Source organism: Bradyrhizobium sp. 157, from assembly GCF_023073815.1.
GTDB lineage: Bacteria > Pseudomonadota > Alphaproteobacteria > Rhizobiales > Xanthobacteraceae > Bradyrhizobium.
In genome coordinates, this window is the sequence record NZ_JADPKF010000021.1 from 41,955 (window position 1) to 60,731 (window position 18,777).

The following is an 18,777-nucleotide window of genomic DNA, read 5'->3' on the forward strand; positions in this document are numbered from 1 at the left end:
CCGGCAGCCCCCGCTGCCGGTTCTCTGCCCCTCGGAAGCGTCGATCAGCCGTGCCCCATGCCTGAATCGTCGATATAGTAGGTCTCGTGACTGTTGAGCGAGTCGCTCAGGATATTGACTTCAACGTCACCACCTTCCGCCTTGTTGTGGTCTCCGCCCTCGCCGCCGATGCCGGCCCACACGTTCTGACTCAGGTCCGCCTTGAGGTAGTTTTCCTGATAGGCCTTCGTGTTGGCATCCACGTCGGACTTGTTGTGGCCGCTGTCCGATTCCTGATCGCCATTCGATACGGCTTTTCCACCCTCTGCTTTCGAATGCTTCTCCGCCTTCGCATTCGCGCCCCCGGCATCCCAGTAGGCCTTCTGATGAACCTGATCGCCGGCCTTGACGTACACGTCGGCACCCTCAGCCTTGTTGTACGGGTTAAATTCGATACTGGGCTTGCTGGTGATGTCACCCTTGTTGATGCCGTCTCCGCCGTTGCCTGCGCTGTTGCCGCCGGTCGAAGCCTTGATCACGATCGTGTCGGAAGGAAACGATGCCTTTGCCTTTGCCATGTCAGTCTCCCTGAGCTGGTTTGCACACTGTGTGTCCCAATGTGGACAGCTACGATTTTGGATTTGGATGCCGGATCGATCTAGCTGCCAAAGCTGATGCCATCCTTTTGCGAGGCGCGTATGCTCAAGGTGGTATCCTCTGGTCGGGGCGATCTGGGCAAGCCCAGTGTTGCTCGAGCATTTTCAAATGAAGCGAAAGGTTGCGCCAGAAAGACGCGTCAAATCAAAACCTGGAGCCTCGTTTCGATTCGGTCGAAACGAAAAAGGCGCTAGGCATGATCCAGCAAGTGAAGCCCCGACAACAGTTGCATGGCGAAATCGCTACCGAACGCACTGTTGCCATGGCCGCCGTCGCCACCGATGCCAGCGATCTGGATCGTGCTCTGATCGAATTGGACGTTGTTGCTCTGATGAGCCTCGGCTGTTGAATTGTAGCCGGCGATCGCAATGTTGATCGGGGCGTAGATCGCCACGTCGATGTCGACGATGCTTCCCGAGAAATGGCCGCTGCCGCCGTTGCCGGCGCCATTGTTGCCGGTCGCGATGACGTCAGAGCCGATCAAGTCGAAAATGGAGGAAAATATGTCCGGGGTTCCGCCAGTCGCGGCGTTGCCGTTCCCACCATCACCTCCGACGCCGGCCATCTGAAACGCGGATTGATCGAACACTACATTGTTTGTCTGTTCGGCGTTGGCAGTGGAATTGTATCCCGCCACCGCGATGTTGATCGGGTAGTACAACGCAAACGACGCGTGAACGAGCCCCCCATAGGAGTATCCGTCTCCGCCGTTGCCCGCGTGGTTATCCCCGCTCGCGATGGAGCCCATCCCGCCGTGTTCGGAGGCGAGGCCTAACCCGCCGATGAGCTGGTGCGGCTCGTGGCCAATTCCGGAGACCGACACATCGCCGCCAAATGCGGCACTGCCGTTCCCGCCATCACCCCCAACGCCGGCCATCTGAAAAGCGGATTGATCGAACACCACATTGTTTGTCTGATCGGCGTGGGCGCTTGAATTATATCCTGCTACCGCAACGTTGATCGGCGCGTAGACCGCGACAGGAGCATGCACCATCGATCCGGAAAAGTGGCCATCGCCACCATTGCCGGTGCTGTTGTCACCGGAGCCGATCACGCTCCGGACGCCGGGTATGCCGGTCACGGGCCCGAACGCGCCAACGTCTCCGCCTGATGCGACATTTCCGTTACCGCCATCACCGCCGACTCCCGCGATCTGGGTCGCGGATTGATCGACATACACGATGTTCGTCTGATAGGCATGGGATGTGGCATGAGAGCCGGCCTGCGCCATGTTGAGCGGCTCGAACGCAGAGTAGCTCGTTGCGATCAGGCTCCCGGCAAAATGGCCGTTGCCGCCATTGCCGGCGCTGTTGTCTCCCGTATGGATCGGGGAGTATGACCACGAACCCCGCGCAAGCCACCCATAGGCTGGGGCATCGTGCCCGAACAGATCCTTGCGGCCGAAAGGAACGCCTTCCGATACACCCGGACGATCCATGGCTGTTGCCCCACTAACTGCTTCGCGCCGACTGGACGGACGCTCCCGAACTCAAGAGAGAATGTCACCGCGGCAACCCAAAAGCCGAGTCGTCAATTCGGATCGCAAACATTCGGACGGTTGACATGACATCGGTTACGCCCGTTCGGACGTGCCCGGGCACCGCCCTACCGTGCGAGCGCTCCGGCTGAGTAGCGGCGCGCGCAAGAGGGTGCACAAAAGAATGAACGCCGGATCGCCGCCGCCACGCCACCAAATCGCCTAACGAATCAACGACGCCTGTTGCAGTGGGCTGGCGGCGATGCGCATGGGTGCAGTAATGATGCGCAGGTCCAATCTATATCTAACTCCGGCCCAGACTGGGCTGGTATGCTCACGGTGCTTCTGCTTGGCGCGATCGTCGTTCAAGTCATCACTGTGTCCGAACACAGCGAAGTGCGCACGCACATCAGTCCCGCGAACGGTGGCCGAGTCACCCTGGATATTGGTGTTGCAGACCTGCGTGGGTCGCTGCCGTAAGATAACTTGTTGGACGGCAACGCGCGGCCGCCATGCAATGGACGCGAGGAACGCTATTTGATCGTCGCGTGCACAGTAATTACCGATTGCCGTGTGCCGGCTTTTGTAAAATGTCCGAGCTACTCACCGTGCCGCGCATCGTGATCGGAAATGGCCAACTTTGCCCGGACGCGACGCTAATATCGCTGGTCGAGCTCTCGCCCTAAGCCGCGAGTTCTACTAATTTTGGACAGTCCGAAGCGGCCAGCGCTAAAGACGCGGACATTGAGCCTGTAGCACCAACGCTAAGCGCCAAAGCGGCGACTTTGGATAACTGCATAGTGGACTTTCTCGTTCTGCGCACCGCTGCCGAGCGATCCGGTCCGGGAGCCGCGGGATCAAGATGAAAAACCCGGCACACCCGGCTTACAGCCACATCACAGAACAGTTCCGACAGCCGCCATCCCTACCACCAAAATTGGCACATCCAGACTGCCGGCTTTCCGAACGCTTCAATTTTCATAATATCGCAACCAAAGGAGGGCTCCGAGCACAGGTGTGCGCGCTCCGGCGAGAAACCCGCGCTGGCTCAGTCCAGTCCCCTGCTCCAAGCCAGGCATGTATCTCGTCGGGGCGCGCAAGCAGGAATTGCCGGCGCAAAGCTGATGACATGGCAGCGTCACAGGCACAGGACTCCATCCCTCCAATTCGCGCGCAGCGGTTCGAACACGATTCAGCGGACCGATTGATCGGTCTACATTTCTGCGGCGCCGAGGTTTTCAGCTCCCAAGATCATGGCTGGTGTTGTCGCGGAGCGCGCCGGAATTGGATCTGTTCGATCCGGTCAACCGACGGCGCCTCAGCGCGCCGGGCTTGCGAACCTCTCTGAGAGTTGCCGATCATTGGGGCCTTAACGAGCAGCAGCGCCTTCTTATCCTTGGGTATCCGTCTCGCTCCAGATTCATCAGCTGATGCAAAAAGGTCCAACAGCACAAGCAGCTAACGTTGAATGTTGATGTCTTGATGCGGATCTCGACGGTACTTGGAATCTATTCATTCCCGCACGTGGGAACCTACGGTCCTGGCTACCAGCACTTGGCGCATCCCGTGCGCCGACATTGATAACGATTTGCCTGCCGCCGTGCCATTTTCGATCGGCTCGTAGGCACTGCCAATCGTCTCAAGCGCAAAACGCCGCGGATCCAGGCCGCCCTGGACGAGCACGTCCTTCCACCTGCCCGTGATGGTGACGTAGCCGTCAGCATCAAGCCGTGCGAGAGACCTTCGCGATCTGGACCGGTGACTGGGTCGCTTCCCCGCATGACGATCTCGTGCTGATGCCGATGGCGGAGAACGAGGTCTACCAGAAGGCCTTCGCGACGCTGAACGCCAAATATTCAAGCCGACGGCAGCCAAGGCTGGCAGGACGGGCGCGAAAAGCAAAAGAAGTGACGGGCAGCGAGCCGGCCGGTCCCGCTGCTGCTCCACGGCAGGCCGCATGGCCTGCCCGGCACGCTGCCCGATGACTTTCGCAGTCATCTGCACCGTCAGCATCAAGGGTAATCTTGAACAAACGAAAACTACATCCGGACCAATCGCCTCGACTGCCTGGCGGTAGTACCTTGTGATTTGATCGTCAGTGCAGGGACGGTGACGGTGCAATCATCACGCCGGCAGCGCCACGTTCCATCGAGTTGGGCCCGAGAACCCAAGAGCAACAGTCCAACTTGCTACGAGAGACCTCACGGTTTCCCAGCGTTTTCTGAAGATGCGAGCCACATTCCCGCAAGCGCAATGACACCGCCAACTGCCTGCCCCACACCGAGCGTTTCGCCCAGGATCACGACCGCAGTCAGGACGCCAACGATCGGGTCCAGATTAATGAACGCGCCGACAACGCTCGCATCGAGCTCTCGCAACGCCCGGCTGTAGAGAACAAAGCCGATGGCTGAGGCCACGATCCCGAGGAATAACGCGGCGAGCCAGGCCTGCAGAGAAGGGGACGGCCATGGAGCATGCATCAACTCGAAAGCAGCAAGCGGCATCAGCATCACCGCGCCGATCGCCGAGGCACATGCGACCACGACGATTTGGTCTGCATCGGCTAAACGCTTCGCGATCACGGTATAGATGGCCCATGCAACGATCGCTCCCAACATCCACAGCGCGCCAAGCAGTGGCTGCGGCGAGGCGCCATCCCTCTCGCCGGTCAGCGCAACGAGCGCCACGCCGCACACGGGCAGCGCAATGCCGGCGACACGGCGTCTCGATGGAGTTTCTTTGAGACCGATGACCGCGGCGACGACGACAGCGGCGGGAACGAGCGCGAACATGAGCGCCCCTTGGGAGGCCGAACCGTAGAGCAGCGCATAGTTAAACCCGACATGAAAGAGGGCGATGCCGGTGAACCCCATCAACAAGAGGGCAGGAAGGGGAAATGGACACGGCAGAGACCTGAAGCCACCCCGGGTGGCCGCGATGGGTATCAGCGCGACCGCGGCTATGAGAAACCGTAACGCACTCAGGGTAATCGGTGGAATCTCGCTGACGGCTGCCTTGGTGATGACGAAAGTGCTGCCCCACACAAGCATAACCGCAATGAGGCTTGCCAGCGCCGTAGTGCGATTCGATATCATGGGCGATCCCTGGGCAGCATGTCTTCAATCGGTTGGGTGAGAATCGAACAACAAAAATGCACTGCCGAGCAAAGGATGCAATCACTCGCGCATGATGCAAGACCGTCCATAGTAACAAGAATGCTGCTCGCCCTCTCCGTTAACCGGCTCGTCGCGCCTACTCGGCGCTCATGCTCCGCACCCTTTCCTTCGTTCTCTCTGCGGACGATGAGAGGAATCACCGGCCATCACTCATGCGAGAGGCGCTTTACGAGACGCAGCTCACGCAAGCGGGTGCCTCGGAAGTCCGACTCGCGGACCGACCCATCCGGGCGGTAGCCGGCCGCTGTGTACACGGCTATAGCCCGTTCGTTCTGCTCGTGGACGAACAGGTAAGTCTCCCGGCACCCGGCAGCCCGCAGGGCGTCATCCGCTGCAGCGAGCAGAGTGCGCCCAATACCGCGACGGGCGTGGCCGGGGTGAACGAAGAGAAGAAACATCTCGCCGTCTTTGGGATGGACCGCTGTGTAGCCGACGACGTTCTCGGTTCGTCGACGGCGACCAGGAACACGTTTGGTGCCATGTGCTCGGCGACGAGCTGATCCCAATCGCGAGGCGCGAACATTGGCTTGGCGTTGAGCTCGCCGAGGTAGGTCCAGGCGGCGCGGACCGCGGCGTCGAAGACCGCCCCGATTGCCGCCGCGTCCTCGGCAGCGGCGGGCCGTAATGTGATCCCTTTCATCCGCGATTTCGTACTCATAGCCCCTCACCCAAGCGGTGTCTCGAGCGCAACTTTCACTGCCGCATCGTGCGCTGGTGCCGTCGGCCGGCAGTCTTCGAGCTCGATCACTACGCAGCCGTCAACGGGTTGGTGCGTCTTGCCGATAAACATGAAGGCATGGTGCTTGGTCATGAGTCTTCGCCCTCTGCTGATTCTGGCTCCGCCGGCCAACACCGTCAGCGCGCGAGCCGATACAGGATCGGCATCGGCACAACGCCATTGGCGTCGAAGTTGGCGAGGACGTAACTTCGAAAGGTGGGCCGGAACCGAAGGTCCGGGAGCACATCGTGCCAGTGATCCCAGCGGCAATGATTGATGATACCGTACTGTGATGGCTCGCCCGATTCAGGCTGCAGCAGGATCGAATTGTCAAGCTCGAAAAGGGCATCAAGCCGAGGCCCGACAGGCGAAACTCGGTTCGCAGTACCTCGCCGAGTTCGACAGCACTGGTCAGAGCGCGCTGCTGCACCGGTCCATCCACATACCTAACCGTATACCGGTTGTTGAACAGGACGTGCCGGCGGCCCGGCGCCGGTCTCGCAGCAATCAGATCAGTGACGAAGACTGAGCTCGGATGGGTCGAGAAGTAGTAGTTGAACAGTTCGTAGTCGGGCCGCAGCTGCTCCTGAACGTCAAACCAGTAAAGGTTCTTCCAGGCGCGGTCGACCTCGGCTTCCAGCATGAAACCATCTCCGGCCTTGATTAGGCGAAAGCGACCATGGGGGCTGGTCTGCACGACGTTTGTTTCAAGGCGCAGCGGCATAGTCGGCGTCTGGACGCCGAACCCGACGTCAACGATGTGGGGATGCGCGTCCAAATCGACACGCAGCAGCATGTGGCTGCGAGGTGTCATGACGCAGTCGGGCGTGTTCCATCGCACTCGGCCGGCGAGACCCGTGACCCGGAAACCAAGCGCTGTGAGCACCTGCCCGAAGAGCAGGTTCTGCTCATAGCAATAGCCGCCGCGCCCTTCCCCTATGAGCTTCCTCACGAGCGCCTTCGGATCGAGGTCGACGGGCCAACCCAGCACCGGGTTCAGGTTCTCGAAAGCGATGGCCTCGGCATGTCGGAGATGCAGGGCGGCAGCGTATCGAGCGTCGGCGCGCCGCCACCGGCATAGCCAATTCTCGCAAAATAGGCAGAAAGGTCGACAGTGTCCGTCATGGCGATTTGCCTTTCATGGTCATTTCGACGTCCTGCCGATGCCCATGGCTCTGGCATAGGTAATGCCCATGCCGAAGGCGCCACCATGTGCCTTGGCGATCTCGCTCACGGCTCCGGCCGTCTTTTCACGGGCCCAGTCGCGCTGCCCTTCAAGAAGGACGGCGAGCCACGTCACCGGTGTCGCTCCAGCCTGCACCATGCGCAGCATGGCCATGTCGTGTGACATCTGGTTCACGTCGCCCGCAACATCCGCCAGCACATAGACTTCGTAGCCGTCCCGCAAGGCGGAGAGAACAGGTAGCGTCACACAGCTGTCGGTCCACAGACCGCCGACGATGATTTTCTTGCGCCCCGATCGCCGGATCTCATCGACGAGGCTCTGATCCTCCCAGGCGTTGATTGCGGTCCGGTCACGGGGTGTGACGCCGGGGAGCACTGCCTGCACTTGCGGGAAAAAGGGCCCTGCAAAGCTCTGCGCCGAGATCGTCGCCAGAACGGTGGGCACCGCGAAGACCTTGGCGGCCTTGGTGATGCCGATGGCGTTATTGATCAGCGTCTGGGTGTCGATCGATGCCACCGTGAACGCGTACTGAGGCTGAAGGTCGACGAGGAGAAGCAAACTGTTGTCAGGGCTCAGGGGCTCCAGATAGCGCGATCCTGGCTGCTGTGCCGGCGCCGTTGTTGGCAAAATGGCAGCCATCGTCGCGATCGTGGCCAACGTGGCGTATGTCAAGATGCTAGAAATTCTCCACTCCATTGTTTCCAACCTCCATTAGCGTTGCGAGCAACACGGTGTGACTAGACGCGCCAGAACAACTCCGCTGCCCGTGCCATCTGCGAGCGCACGAGCCCACCAAGTGAGCATCGTTTAGGCTGAGCAGCTGTTCCGCTCGATGCTCGCGCGCCAGAGGCCAGCCACGAGCCGCACGCTGCCGAGTGGATCGAAAGTGCGAACGCGAGATCCCAATTTGTTGGGTTCGAACAAGGAATGTTGCTCATGCCTTCCTCCCGGTTAGCGTGGCGGAGCGCGTGAACGCTGATAGAAACTTGTTCTTTGTCCCACGCGGTGCTGCCACCGCGGGTACGGGTGGTGAGGTCGCGGCTCGCGTTGCAAGACCGTTGGCGGTCTCGCGGAGAACCGCGTGCTTTGTTCAAGCGCGACCGCGCAGCAGCGCGGCTGCGGTCTCCGCCACGTGCCGTCCCTGAAAGGCTGCAGCGTCGAGCTCGTTGGCGCTCGGTTGTCGTTCGCCTTCGCCGGCGAGGGTCGATGCGCCGTAGGGCGACGCTCCAGTCACCTCGTCCATGCGCATCTGACCTTTGAAGGTGTAAGGTAGGCCGACGATCATCAGGCCGAGATGCAGCAGAACCACGTGCGTGGCGAGGATGGTCGATTCCTGGCCGCCGTGCTGGCTTCCCGTCGAGGTGAAGACGCTGCCGACTTTGCCGACGAGCTTGTTCTGCGTCCATAAGCTGCCGGTCTGATCGAGAAAGTTCTTCATCTGGCTGGCCATGTTTCCGAAGCGTGTCGGCGTGCCGATGACGATCGCGTCGTAGTCGGCAAGCTCGGCTGGCTGGGCGATAAGCGCAGCCTGGTTGAGCTTGTAGCCCGCCTTGCGGATGATCGCCTCCGGCACGAGCTCCGGAACGCGTTTGATGTCGACGTCAGCGCCCGCCTCGCGAGCACCGACGGCAACCGCCTCCGCCATCTTCTCGATGTGGCCGTACGATGAATAGTAGAGCACTAGAACACGCGTCATTGTTCACCTCTTCAGGCACCTCTGCATCAGGCGGCAGCCGTTGCTTCGGCCCCCGAACAGCATCTTGGGATCTGCGACATGGGTGACGCCGAGCAAACGGTTTCCGCTGACCATGTGACCTCCTCGACCGGCCCCGATTGGATCAAATGCTCGACGGGGGGCGTAATGCAGGACAGACGGAGGCCGTAAATGCAGCACAGCAGTTCGCTGATCAACGAACTAGGGCGTAGAGGGGGCATACGAAAACGTATAGCATTGTCGGCCCTCAGGCTGAGGGGAGATATGAATTGGACTGGGATGACCTGAAGATCACGCTCGCAATCGCCCGCCATGGCTCACTCAACGCCGCTGCGCGCGCACTTGGCACCACCCAGCCGACAGTCAGCCGCCGGCTCGACGGCCTCGAGCAGCGCGTCGGAGTTAAGCTCTTCGAGCGTGCGGCCAACGGTCTTTCACCGACGCCCCTCTGCGCAGCTTTGGTGGAGTCGCTCAGCCAAATGGAGGACGGCGCGCGGGCCGTCGAGCGGCGCATCGCCGCTCGCGATACGGGTTTGCAGGGGCTGATCACGGTGACAAGCCTCGCGTGGTTCGGCGACGACGTGCTGGCGCCGCTGCTGGCGCGGTTCTGCGCGCAGCACAAGCTGGTGAGCATCGACCTGATCAATGATCCGCGGAGGTTTAATCTGTCCCGCGGCGAGGCTGACATCGCCTTGCGTATCGGCACGTTCGACCAGGCGGACCTCGTCGAGCGCAAGATGGCCGATGTGTCTTATGGCCTTTATGCGTCCAGGGAGTACCTGGATCGCCATGGACCGCCGGATTTCGACAAGGGGTGCGATGGCCACCGCGTGGTCACGCTCGTCGACTCGCCGATCAAGGTCGTTCCCATGGAATGGCTGAAGGCGATCGCCCCGAAGGCCCGTTCCGTCCTTCAAACCAATGGCATGCAGTCGCATATCGCCAGCGCCGAAGCCGGTGAAGCCATGGCGGCTTTGCCGCGCGTCCTTGGGGATCGGCGATCGGGCCTAGTGCGGTTCGAGCCTCCTCTGGCTGAACCCTTCCAGGCCGTGAAACTCGGTGTGCACGCGGACATGCGCGATACGCCCCGCATCCGCGCCCTCATCGACTTCCTGGTCCTCGAGCTGAAGGCGCAATCGAACGCGCTGCACCCAGCCGGGTTCGCAAGGGATTGACGCGGCGCGCACGGTCAGAAACTGCTCCGGTTTTGCCGGGGCGCGTCACCGGCGAGCGGCAGGGCTGAGGGTCCGAAAATGGCAAGGCTGAACTGACGCTTTCAGATCGGACCAAGGACGCCCCATCGAGTATCACAGAACTCCTTCACGGCCGCCGTGACACCACTGCTGATGATGCCCCGGTGTTCCGCCGAGTCCATCTTGAGCTCTTCGTCCCGGCAGATCGTAACAATGGGCTTTTTCGTCTCGTGAAAGTGACGGACGATCGCCTGGACTCGTTTGTCCGTGCGGATATATTCGGACCACGGCCGCCCGCGCAATAGACCGCGTGATACAGGTCGCGTCCGGCGATCCGTTGCGTGTATTGACCGCAGCTTTCATGGACTCACCAACGATTGCTGCAGGACGTCGTGGTCATCTCGGAAGCGCCGACGCGTCGTCCGGATTGCTGAGAAAACGGTCCACCCGATAGATTCTGCGAAGCTGACGTTTCGGGCTTTTGTCAGCGGTCACAGGTGCCGACGAGGTAGACCTGACATTCAGGACCCGGCCTCGGCCCAGCCTTGCCGCATGCCCTTGAGCCCGAACTCATAAACCTCCTCCTCGTTGGGGAAGAAGTCGCGCCACACGCGGGTGGCGGCGGCGAGCGCCGGAACGGCGCGGCCGAAGGCTTCGATCGTCAACCTACCATCATATTTTGCGGCCCTCAGCGCCTTATAGGTGGGACCCCACGGCACATGGCCCTTCCCCGGGACGCCGCGGTCATTCTCCGAGATATGGACATGGATCATGTGCCGCTTGATTGTACTTATGGCGCCGACCGGGTCCTTCTCCTCGATATTGGCATGGAATGTATCGTACATCCCTTTGATTGCGGGATGATCGACTTCGTCCAGATAGCTGGCCAACTGATCCATCGTGTTGAGGAAGTAGCATTCGAATCGGTTCACCGCTTCAAGGGCAAAGCTCATGCCATGCTTTCCGGCATGGTCGCCAGCGCGGCGATGAAATTCGATCCCGCGCTTGCGCTCATCCGCCGTGGGCCCCTTTCCGGTGAAGCGACCGAGTTCGGAGTGCATCGGGCCGGCGATGATCGATCCTCCAAGCGCCTTGGTGCAGTCGATGACCCATTTGGCCCGCTCGACGGCAGCCTGCCGCTCCATCTTGTCGTCCGAGAGTGGATCGTGCCCCGCGCCTAACACGCTCACGGTCGTGACGTCGAGATCCATCTTAGCAAGTTGATCTCCGAGCCTTGCGTAGGAATCGATCGTGCCTTCGAAGATCGGAACCTCCACGCTATCATAACCCGTCCTCTTGAGCGCCTTCAGCACAGGCGCGTGTTCGTCGGTGACATGCCCTGTCCAGAGCAGCAGATTGAATCCGTACTTCATTCGTGCCTCCCCATTGAGCTTTCCCACAGCAGGCGATCTGGAGCCAGTTCCGCGGCTTAGCCCTTTGCAGACACCAGCTGCTTCACCATCGCGTTAATTAGTCGCGGCAGGTCATAAGGGAAACGGGCCGTAATCAGGTTGCCGTCGACCACGCAGGGTTCGTCCAGGACCGTAGCGCCAGCATTCTCGAGGTCGATCTGTATGTTCCACACAGCCGTGGCGCGCTTGCCCTTGAGGATCTTGGCGCTCACCATAACCCATTGGCCATGACAGATGGCGCATGTGGGCTTGCCCGCTTCATACATGGCGCTCACAAACGCGCGCGCATGTTGGTCCATGCGCAGCGCATCCGGGTTCCAGCATCCGCCCGGCAGGAGCATGGCATCGTAATCCTCCGCCCTAGCTTCGTCCGTGTAGCGGTCGATCTTCAGCCAACCTGCGTTTTCCATGAGGCGGATGGCGAGGACATGGGTGGCGCATTGCGGCGGGAAGCGGAGGCCGAGTGTGGGATGAAACTCACCTATGCGGGGCGAGACAACATGAACAGTGGCGCCGTGTTCGGTGAGCCAGCGATGAGCGCCCAGAATCTCCACTTCCTCCACGCCATTGGTGCAGCAGATGGCGATGCGCCTGCCCTTGAGCAGACTTGGATTTGTGGGCGGATCAAACAGGAAGCTCTTGAGCTCTCGGTTCAATTCGCCGTCAGCCGTCACCAACAATTCCGTCGAGATAGATGGGACCGGCGAAGAGGACATTAGCTGCTGCATGCGGTTGAAGGCAGTGGCCTGCGGAGACGCGCTCATCTTTCATGCTCCTGAACGAGGTTGATTGGCACATTCGTGACTAAAAGTATCAGAAAACGATCCCCTTAAATGCACGGGTCTGTTGGTTGAGGGCGGTTTATCGGCAGGCGATCCATCGAATCAGAGCCATAGAATCCGTGGATGCCTTGAAGGTGCAGGCTCACTCCTTGCGGCGACTCTGCAGCGTGATGAGGCCAGCCAAAGCAGCAGCGATAACCGCAATAGTCCATGTGAAGCTATGCATGTACCAAGGCGTTGCGTTAAGCTGAACTTTGCCTAGCACGGTGTTGGGATCCGGCGGCTTGAGGAAGAATGCGCCATAGAGATGTGCGACAACGATGGCCGCGAGCAGCACAATGCAGAAGATCATGGCGACGACCATGGCCACCGTTACCAGCGAGCGCTTGGGTACACCAGGTTGCGCTAAAGGCAGGAGGTTGTTGACAAGCCCCGCCAGAACGATCAGCGCGCAGCCAACCGGGAAGAGCGAGATGTTGAACGGCTGAAAAATCATCAGAAGCGCGAATACGCCAAGCCCGATGATGCTGTATTCCAACGTCCGCGCCGCCGTCGGCGTCAGTCCGCCATCGCCTTGCTCGCCATTTCTCATGCGCGCACCGCCTTTCCGTCGTCTGCGAACACGTGGGTTTGCGCGGGATCTGGAACGAGGTGGAGCGCCTCGCCAATCTTCACCCTTTTGTCACGCGGCACGACGACCCTGATGTCGCTGCCCGTCTTGGTGCGCGCGTGAATAAGCGTCTCGGCACCCATTGGCTCAATGAGCTCGGCCATGGCGTCGATCGTATCCCTGGTGTCCTCGGAGACGACGGTGAAAGCTCGCGGGCGAATCCCCACGGTGACCTTTCCAGCCTTCAGGTTTGCGACCGCGGGATGGACGCTCAGATCGACATCCTGCTCGTCGAAGACCACTTTAGCCTTGCCGTTGCCGTAGCTCTTGAATTGTGCGTCGATCAGGTTCATCTGCGGCGTGCCGATGAAGCTCGCAACAAAGACATTGGCGGGTTTTGCGAAGACCTCATGTGGGCTCCCCACCTGCTCGATGAGCCCGTCGCGCATGATGGCAATACGGTCTGCCATGGTCAGGGCCTCAAGCTGGTCGTGGGTAACTATGACAGTGGCTTTCGTGAGACTTGACAGCACGGCCTTGATCTGGCCGCGCATGGAGTGACGCAGCTCCACATCGAGCCGCGAGAGAGGTTCGTCGAACAGAAAGCATTTGGGATCCCGGACAATGGCGCGGGCAACAGCGGCGCGTTGCTTCTCGCCCTCCGAAATCTGTCCTGGCAATCGGTCCAGGATATCGCGAAGATGCAAGATGTCAGCCACCTTCCTGACGCGAGCTGCCACTTCCGTGCTCCCAACTGCTTCGCGGTGAAGAGGCATCGCAATGTTCTGCCCAACGCTCAGCGCCGGATAGAGAGCATAGAACTGGAAGACCATTGCGATGTCGCGCTTCTCTGGCGGCAGGTCATTCACGCGCTGTCCCGCAATGACGACGTCCCCTGCCGTGGCGCGTTCGAGGCCGGCAATCGTGCGCAGCGTAGTCGTCTTGCCGCAGCCCGAAGGACCGAGCAGACAAACAATTTCACCTGCCGCCACGGACAGGTTGGCATCTTTGACGGCAACAAATGCGCCGAACTTCTTGGTGAGGTCGCGTATTTCTATGGTCGACATGATCACTTCCTGACCGTACCGAACGTGACGCCACGCAGCAGGTGATCCTGCAAAAAGAAGGTGGCAAGGAAAACGGGAACAAGAAACAGGGTTTCAATGGCAGCCAGCAGCGTCCAGTCCGTTCCGCGCCCGCCGGAAGACACGGCCTGGTTCATGGCCACAGGCACGGTGCGTGTATCGGGACCCGTCAGGAGCAGCGCGAACAGGAACTCGTTCCAGGTGAGGATGAGGCCGAAAACGAATGTTGCGGCAAGGCCCGCGATAACCTGCGGCAGGCAGATCTTGAAAAACACTTTGATTTCTGACGACCCATCGATACGGGCTGCATCCTCGATGTCTGTCGACAACTCATCGAAGAAGCTCTTCATCATCCAGACGGTAAATGCGAGATTGAAAGCCGTATAGAGCATGATGATGCCGAGATAGGATCCAGAAAGGCCCACGGCGCGGAACATCAAGATCACCGGAATAATGACGACGATCGCAGGCAGCATACGGGTCGTCAAAATGATGAAGAGATAGGTATCGTTGCCCTTGAGCGGATAGCGCGAGAAGCCATAGGCAGCCAACGTGCCGATAACGAGGGCAAGCAGGACGGATGCCGACGCGATCACGATGGAGTTGAAGAAGAATCGGTCAAACCCGGTGGACTCCGGCTGGCCACCCGCCGTCATGACGCGGGAAAAAACCGAGGCAAAGTTGTCCAATGTCGGTGTGAAGACAAACTGATCGGGGATGAGACCAAAGAATGAGGTAGGCGAAAGCGTTGGCGGCACTGAAAGCGCCAGCGCCTGCGGCTTTATGGCCGTGAAGATGATGAAGAGGACCGGCAGGAAGTAGATGAAGCTAACAACCGCCACGACGAGCGTGCGGCCCCAACCCGCCTCCGCGATGCCGCCGACGCTACGAAAGCCAATCCGCTCCCAGAAAGAAACTCTGTCTGTCATAGCTCAGGTTTCCCGGTTCTTGGGATTGGCAACGTAGAGATAAAGGTTCGTGAGCACGATCACTATGAAGAGGATGATGTAGGAGATGGCGGCTCCCTCGCTTGTCTTGTTCTGTTCGTTGGCAATGCGGATTAAGTGGTAGGAGATCGTCATTGTGTCGTTTCCGCCCTTGGTCAGCACGATCACAAGGTCTGCCAGCTTGAAAGCTTCGATGGTGCGGAACAGCAGCGCTAACATCAGGAGCCCGCGGATATAGGGGAAGGTGATGCTCCAGAAGCGCCGCCAGGCGGAGACCCTGTCGATGGCGGCTGCCTCGTAGAGATATTTCGGCACGGACACGAGGCCAGCCAGCACGAGCAGCATGACGAAGGGCGACCACATCCAGGCGTCGGCAAAAACGATACCGGCCACAGCGCCCGCCTTGCTGTCCATGACGATGAACTGGCCGCCCGCGACGCTATTGATCACATAGCTCAGGATGCCGAAGGTGGGATCATAGTAGTAGGTGAAGAAGACACCTGAGGCCACGACCGACAGCATCATCGGTGTGAGAACCAGAATCAGCAGATATTTCCGCAGCGGGAACTGCTTGGCAAAAAGCATCGCCAGGAGAAACCCCACGATCATCTGTGCAGAAACTGTGCACACCGCGAACATGGCGGTGTTGATGAGGGCGTTCCAGTTGCCCGGGGCCGCGACCTCGTCGGTCAGAACCTTGATGTAGTTGTTGAGGCCGACGAAGCGGATGGACTGCAGGTTCGACTGGTAGGCAAAAAATGAAAGCCCCAGGGACCAAAGCAGCGGGAAGATGTTCATCACGAATAGAACGGCGATGGCGGGCGCGACCAGGAGCCCGCCATAATAGCGACGGCGGTAGGCGTTCACCGCGAATGCCGCAGCGACCAAAGCCGACATAGCGCCAACGACCCAGAAGGAACCGGACGCTGGCAGGGTCACCACCGCAAGCGCGGAGACAACAAGTCCCACGAGAACTGCAAGCCGCCAATTGTCGGCCGAAAACTTAAGAAGAGCCGGTGCAGTCTTGGCAGATTGTATGGTTGACATCAGTTGCATGAAGCTTCCGTGGAAAAGCAATTCCCGTGCGTTGCTGAGCGGCCTCGTGCGACCGCGGTCGGCGTCTGGCCATGTTTTTCAATTGGCCGGGGAAGGAGGACAAAGTCTCTTCCCCGGCCAAGCCTCGCAATTGCCGCCGCTCGCAAAGCTCACGCGTCATGTTACTTAATCAGTCCCACCTCCTTGAGCAGGCGCTGCTGGAACTTGGCGATATTATCCTGAGTCGTCTTGGCATCCTGCCTGCCAGTAATGGCGAGATCGTACTGGTCTTGCTGCTGGGTCAGTAACTCGAAGAACTGCGGCACGTGCCACACGTCCTTCTGCCAATCCAGCGAAGGAGCCCAAGCCCTGTTCCAGGGGCGGTAAGTTACGTACTTCGGATCCGAGTACACGGACTTAATGGCAGACTGACCGCCGGCCGCCGCAAACTGGTGCTGGATGTTCGACGACAGCCACCACTTCACGAATTCCACGGCCTCCTTGATTTGTGCGTCGGTCGTCCAGGTGGTCAGCACGAAGGGCTGGCCGCCAATATTGGACCAGCGGACCAGCTTGCCGTCAGCACCTTTGGTTCCCGGCATCATGCCGAACACCAAATTGTCTGAGACCCTCGAAGTTTTCGGATCAAGCGAGGCTTCGGCAAGGCCGATCCAGTTGATGCTCATGGCCACCTTACCTTGGCGGAACAGCTCATCCGACTTGAAGATGTCCATCGTGCCCGTCTTGGCGAGAGGTGGCATGTATGCGATCAGGCTCAGATACTTCTCCAGCGCCTTCACGGCCGCCGGCGAGTTCACAACACCTTCCGCTTTGCTGGTGGGTGCCTGGGTCTCATCCCAGATGTCACCACCCATTTGCCAAATAAAGCCGTTGATCTGCATAGACGAGAAGTCGTAGCTCTTGCCCGCCTGAAACGCGATGCCGTAAAAATCGTCTTCGGCAGGCTTGCCGGCCAGCATCTCGCCCTTCTTGCGGCGAAAGAATTCGCCGACGTTCTTGAAGTCGTCCCAGGTCATGGCGTCGAGCTCTTCGCCCGTGCAGGGAAGTTTCTGGTTGAATTTCGCCATGAAGTTCTTCTGTTCTGCTTCGTGGCAGATAATGTCCTTTCGTGCGAAGTTCACCAGCACATCGGGAAACTGCGGAAAGCCGTAGTAATTTTCCGACTTGTGCGGATAAGTTGAATAGGAGTTCAGTGCGTTCGGATGGATGTCCTTGAACGTCTTCATGAACTCGGGATCTGCGTTGAGCAGATCGTTGATCTTCCGGAAATAGCCGCCCTCGACGAACGCGCCCAGCCACTGCGAGTCCGACACGATGAAGTTATACTTCCGCTCGCCTGATGTGAGCGACGCGTTCACGCGGGTATAGAAGTCTGGCCACGGAATGAAATCCACCTGGAGCTTCACCGTGTTGCCGGACTTTGGCTTGTACTGCTCGTCGAAAAACTTCTTCATGATGCGCGTTGGTGGCCAATCCGGCACAGCCATCGTCAGCGTCACTTCACCGGCGAAAGCAAAGGTCGCTCCCAGCACCAGCGAAGCGGCAAGCCCGGCCGCCATCACTATGCGGTTGATCTCCCTTGTCGTGGGCATCTTGGTTTCCTCCGTTTAGGTTTCATTTTTTCTTCAAATCACTTGCCTCAGGCCATCGCCTGTCCGCTCGAAGCGCGGAAGATGTAGAATTTGCTTGGATCGAGGATAACTGCCGCCTGTTGGCCGGGCTGCAAACCCGAGGCGGCGGATTCCGGCAGCACCATGCGCAGCGTTTCACCGCCGGTTTCCACGGATACGATCGTGACGTCCCCCAGCGGCTCAAGCATGGCAATATTGGCCTTGACGCCTTGCTCGCCCTTCCCCGCAAAGCGCACGTCGCTCGGGCGGATGCCGACCACGGCCGCTTCGCCTGCTTCTGCAGCTTGCAGCTTTTTCACGAAAGGTAATGGCCCAATTGCGGATTCGAGAGCGGCGCTGTCTGTGGCCAGTTTGCCCTTGATCATGTTCATGTGGGGCGAGCCGATCTTGCTTGCCACATACAGATCACACGGCGCTTCGAAGAGCTCGTCCGGCGTTCCGATCTGCACCACGCCGCCATCGCGCATCACTGCGATTTCCTCACCCATCGAGAGGGCTTCGAGCTCATCGGGTGTAGCGTAGACGATGGTGAGACCAAACTGTCGGTGAAGGCGCTTCAGTTCCGCCCGCATGTCATGGCGGAGCTTCGCGTCGAGATTGGTCAAAGGCTCGTCCAGCAACAGGATCCTGGGGCGGCGTATCAAGGAGCGACCCAAGGCCACGCGCTGCTGTTCGCCACCCGAAAGCGTATTGGGCTTTCGATTGATCTTCGTGTCGAGCCGGAGCATCGCCGCCGTCTCCTTCACGCGGCGATCGATCTCCTCACGTGGGCGCTTTTCTTCGATCAGCGGATAGGCGAGGTTGTCGTAAACGGTCAGGTGCGGATAGAGCGCGAAGGACTGGAACACCATTGATACGCCCCGGCCCGCAATCGGCTCATGGGTCCAATCCTTGCCAAAAATCTCGACGTGCCCGCGTTCGGGAGCGATGAGACCAGCGATTGTGCGGAGCGTCGTTGTCTTGCCAACTGAGCTCGGCCCAAACAATACGAAGAAACGACCTTCCGCCACCCTGAAGGACAGGTTTTCAAGAGCCCGCACGCGGCCGTATGACTTGCTTACATTTGTCAAACGCAGCGCAGATTTCTCAGACTGCCCCATTGCCATCCCCCAGACCACCGCCGAGCGTGAGTGACCTCCGCAAGCACGGTCACT

Annotated in this window: 18 protein-coding genes and 2 pseudogenes; 2 read left to right on the forward strand and 18 right to left on the reverse strand. The window is 59.7% G+C overall.

Annotated elements, in window-relative coordinates; all coding sequences use genetic code 11:
* Positions 1-44: 44 nt before the first annotated feature.
* Both IVA95_RS04700 and IVA95_RS04705 read right to left on the reverse strand, forming a co-directional pair.
* On the reverse strand, positions 45-557 hold the full coding sequence (locus IVA95_RS04700) for a hypothetical protein (protein WP_247509445.1): 513 nt from the start codon (positions 555-557) through the stop codon (positions 45-47).
* 269 nt (positions 558-826) lie between these two features.
* Positions 827-1,867, reverse strand: a complete 1,041-nt coding sequence (locus tag IVA95_RS04705; RefSeq protein ID WP_247509446.1) for a hypothetical protein — start codon at positions 1,865-1,867, stop codon at positions 827-829.
* A 1,976-nt stretch (positions 1,868-3,843) separates the two neighbouring features.
* Here IVA95_RS04705 and IVA95_RS04710 point away from each other — a divergent pair.
* Positions 3,844-4,098, forward strand: coding sequence for a hypothetical protein (locus tag IVA95_RS04710; protein WP_247509607.1), 255 nt, complete (start codon positions 3,844-3,846; stop codon positions 4,096-4,098).
* Here the strand turns inward: IVA95_RS04710 and IVA95_RS04715 are convergent.
* The 7 genes and pseudogenes from IVA95_RS04715 to wrbA all read right to left on the reverse strand — a co-directional run.
* Positions 4,094-4,265 (reverse strand): annotated as a pseudogene (locus IVA95_RS04715) (dihydrodipicolinate synthase family protein); the annotation flags it as partial. The gene IVA95_RS04710 and the pseudogene IVA95_RS04715 overlap by 5 nt on opposite strands.
* Positions 4,266-4,314: 49 nt before the next feature.
* The gene (locus IVA95_RS04720) at positions 4,315-5,208 is read right to left on the reverse strand and encodes a DMT family transporter (RefSeq protein WP_247509447.1); all 894 of its coding nucleotides are present in this window, start codon (positions 5,206-5,208) and stop codon (positions 4,315-4,317) included.
* Between the two features lie 337 nt (positions 5,209-5,545).
* Positions 5,546-5,929: a hypothetical protein gene (locus IVA95_RS04725; protein WP_247509448.1), complete on the reverse strand. Its 384-nt coding sequence runs from the start codon at positions 5,927-5,929 to the stop codon at positions 5,546-5,548.
* A gap of 118 nt (positions 5,930-6,047) precedes the next feature.
* On the reverse strand, positions 6,048-6,998 hold the full coding sequence (locus IVA95_RS04730; protein WP_247509449.1) for an arylamine N-acetyltransferase: 951 nt from the start codon (positions 6,996-6,998) through the stop codon (positions 6,048-6,050).
* A 5-nt stretch (positions 6,999-7,003) separates the two neighbouring features.
* Positions 7,004-7,132 carry a hypothetical protein gene (locus IVA95_RS38720; RefSeq protein WP_256470151.1) on the reverse strand — a complete coding sequence of 43 codons (129 nt, stop codon included), beginning with the start codon at positions 7,130-7,132 and terminating at the stop codon, positions 7,004-7,006.
* Positions 7,133-7,151: 19 nt separating this feature from the next.
* Positions 7,152-7,832 carry an isochorismatase family protein gene (locus IVA95_RS04735; protein ID WP_247509450.1) on the reverse strand — a complete coding sequence of 227 codons (681 nt, stop codon included), beginning with the start codon at positions 7,830-7,832 and terminating at the stop codon, positions 7,152-7,154.
* 451 nt (positions 7,833-8,283) lie between these two features.
* On the reverse strand, positions 8,284-8,889 hold the full coding sequence (gene wrbA / locus IVA95_RS04740) for an NAD(P)H:quinone oxidoreductase (protein ID WP_247509451.1): 606 nt from the start codon (positions 8,887-8,889) through the stop codon (positions 8,284-8,286).
* Between the two features lie 287 nt (positions 8,890-9,176).
* Here wrbA and IVA95_RS04745 point away from each other — a divergent pair, with 287 nt between their 5' ends.
* Complete coding sequence (locus IVA95_RS04745; protein WP_247509452.1) at positions 9,177-10,082, forward strand: LysR family transcriptional regulator; 906 nt, start codon at positions 9,177-9,179, stop codon at positions 10,080-10,082.
* 218 nt (positions 10,083-10,300) lie between these two features.
* On the opposite strand, the pseudogene IVA95_RS04750 reads toward IVA95_RS04745, so the two are convergent.
* The 9 genes and pseudogenes from IVA95_RS04750 to IVA95_RS04790 all read right to left on the reverse strand — a co-directional run.
* Positions 10,301-10,422: pseudogene (locus IVA95_RS04750) on the reverse strand (DJ-1/PfpI family protein); the annotation flags it as partial.
* A 199-nt stretch (positions 10,423-10,621) separates the two neighbouring features.
* The gene (locus IVA95_RS04755) at positions 10,622-11,473 is read right to left on the reverse strand and encodes a sugar phosphate isomerase/epimerase (RefSeq protein WP_247509453.1); all 852 of its coding nucleotides are present in this window, start codon (positions 11,471-11,473) and stop codon (positions 10,622-10,624) included.
* Positions 11,474-11,529: 56 nt separating this feature from the next.
* On the reverse strand, positions 11,530-12,276 hold the full coding sequence (locus tag IVA95_RS04760) for a type 1 glutamine amidotransferase domain-containing protein (protein ID WP_247509454.1): 747 nt from the start codon (positions 12,274-12,276) through the stop codon (positions 11,530-11,532).
* A 160-nt stretch (positions 12,277-12,436) separates the two neighbouring features.
* Entirely contained in the window at positions 12,437-12,886 is a 450-nt protein-coding gene (locus IVA95_RS04765) for a hypothetical protein (protein ID WP_247509455.1), read from the reverse strand.
* Entirely contained in the window at positions 12,883-13,971 is a 1,089-nt protein-coding gene (locus IVA95_RS04770) for an ABC transporter ATP-binding protein (protein ID WP_247509456.1), read from the reverse strand. Before IVA95_RS04770 ends, IVA95_RS04765 begins: the two co-directional genes overlap by 4 nt.
* 2 nt (positions 13,972-13,973) lie before the next feature.
* Positions 13,974-14,918, reverse strand: a complete 945-nt coding sequence (locus IVA95_RS04775; RefSeq protein ID WP_247509457.1) for a carbohydrate ABC transporter permease — start codon at positions 14,916-14,918, stop codon at positions 13,974-13,976.
* 3 nt (positions 14,919-14,921) lie between these two features.
* A complete protein-coding gene (locus tag IVA95_RS04780; RefSeq protein WP_247509458.1) occupies positions 14,922-15,992 on the reverse strand; it encodes a sugar ABC transporter permease in 1,071 nt (356 codons plus the stop codon).
* Between the two features lie 161 nt (positions 15,993-16,153).
* Positions 16,154-17,584, reverse strand: a complete 1,431-nt coding sequence (locus IVA95_RS04785; RefSeq protein WP_247509459.1) for an extracellular solute-binding protein — start codon at positions 17,582-17,584, stop codon at positions 16,154-16,156.
* A 47-nt stretch (positions 17,585-17,631) separates the two neighbouring features.
* Positions 17,632-18,723: an ABC transporter ATP-binding protein gene (locus IVA95_RS04790; protein WP_247509460.1), complete on the reverse strand. Its 1,092-nt coding sequence runs from the start codon at positions 18,721-18,723 to the stop codon at positions 17,632-17,634.
* Positions 18,724-18,777 lie beyond the last annotated feature (54 nt).

What these genes read in the sequence shown, in the direction of transcription:
- IVA95_RS04700 (WP_247509445.1), bottom strand. Translation starts at nt 557, where the DNA reads ATGGCAAAGGCAAAGGCATCGTTTCCTTCCGACACGATCGTGATCAAG.
- IVA95_RS04705 (WP_247509446.1), bottom strand. Translation starts at nt 1,867, where the DNA reads ATGGCGCAGGCCGGCTCTCATGCCACATCCCATGCCTATCAGACGAAC.
- IVA95_RS04720 (WP_247509447.1), bottom strand. Translation starts at nt 5,208, where the DNA reads ATGATATCGAATCGCACTACGGCGCTGGCAAGCCTCATTGCGGTTATG.
- IVA95_RS04725 (WP_247509448.1), bottom strand. Translation starts at nt 5,929, where the DNA reads ATGAAAGGGATCACATTACGGCCCGCCGCTGCCGAGGACGCGGCGGCA.
- IVA95_RS38720 (WP_256470151.1), bottom strand. Translation starts at nt 7,132, where the DNA reads ATGACGGACACTGTCGACCTTTCTGCCTATTTTGCGAGAATTGGCTAT.
- IVA95_RS04735 (WP_247509450.1), bottom strand. Translation starts at nt 7,832, where the DNA reads ATGGCTGCCATTTTGCCAACAACGGCGCCGGCACAGCAGCCAGGATCG.
- wrbA (WP_247509451.1), bottom strand. Translation starts at nt 8,889, where the DNA reads ATGACGCGTGTTCTAGTGCTCTACTATTCATCGTACGGCCACATCGAG.
- IVA95_RS04755 (WP_247509453.1), bottom strand. Translation starts at nt 11,473, where the DNA reads ATGAAGTACGGATTCAATCTGCTGCTCTGGACAGGGCATGTCACCGAC.
- IVA95_RS04760 (WP_247509454.1), bottom strand. Translation starts at nt 12,276, where the DNA reads ATGAGCGCGTCTCCGCAGGCCACTGCCTTCAACCGCATGCAGCAGCTA.
- IVA95_RS04765 (WP_247509455.1), bottom strand. Translation starts at nt 12,886, where the DNA reads ATGAGAAATGGCGAGCAAGGCGATGGCGGACTGACGCCGACGGCGGCG.
- IVA95_RS04770 (WP_247509456.1), bottom strand. Translation starts at nt 13,971, where the DNA reads ATGTCGACCATAGAAATACGCGACCTCACCAAGAAGTTCGGCGCATTT.
- IVA95_RS04775 (WP_247509457.1), bottom strand. Translation starts at nt 14,918, where the DNA reads ATGACAGACAGAGTTTCTTTCTGGGAGCGGATTGGCTTTCGTAGCGTC.
- IVA95_RS04780 (WP_247509458.1), bottom strand. Translation starts at nt 15,992, where the DNA reads ATGCAACTGATGTCAACCATACAATCTGCCAAGACTGCACCGGCTCTT.
- IVA95_RS04785 (WP_247509459.1), bottom strand. Translation starts at nt 17,584, where the DNA reads ATGCCCACGACAAGGGAGATCAACCGCATAGTGATGGCGGCCGGGCTT.
- IVA95_RS04790 (WP_247509460.1), bottom strand. Translation starts at nt 18,723, where the DNA reads ATGGGGCAGTCTGAGAAATCTGCGCTGCGTTTGACAAATGTAAGCAAG.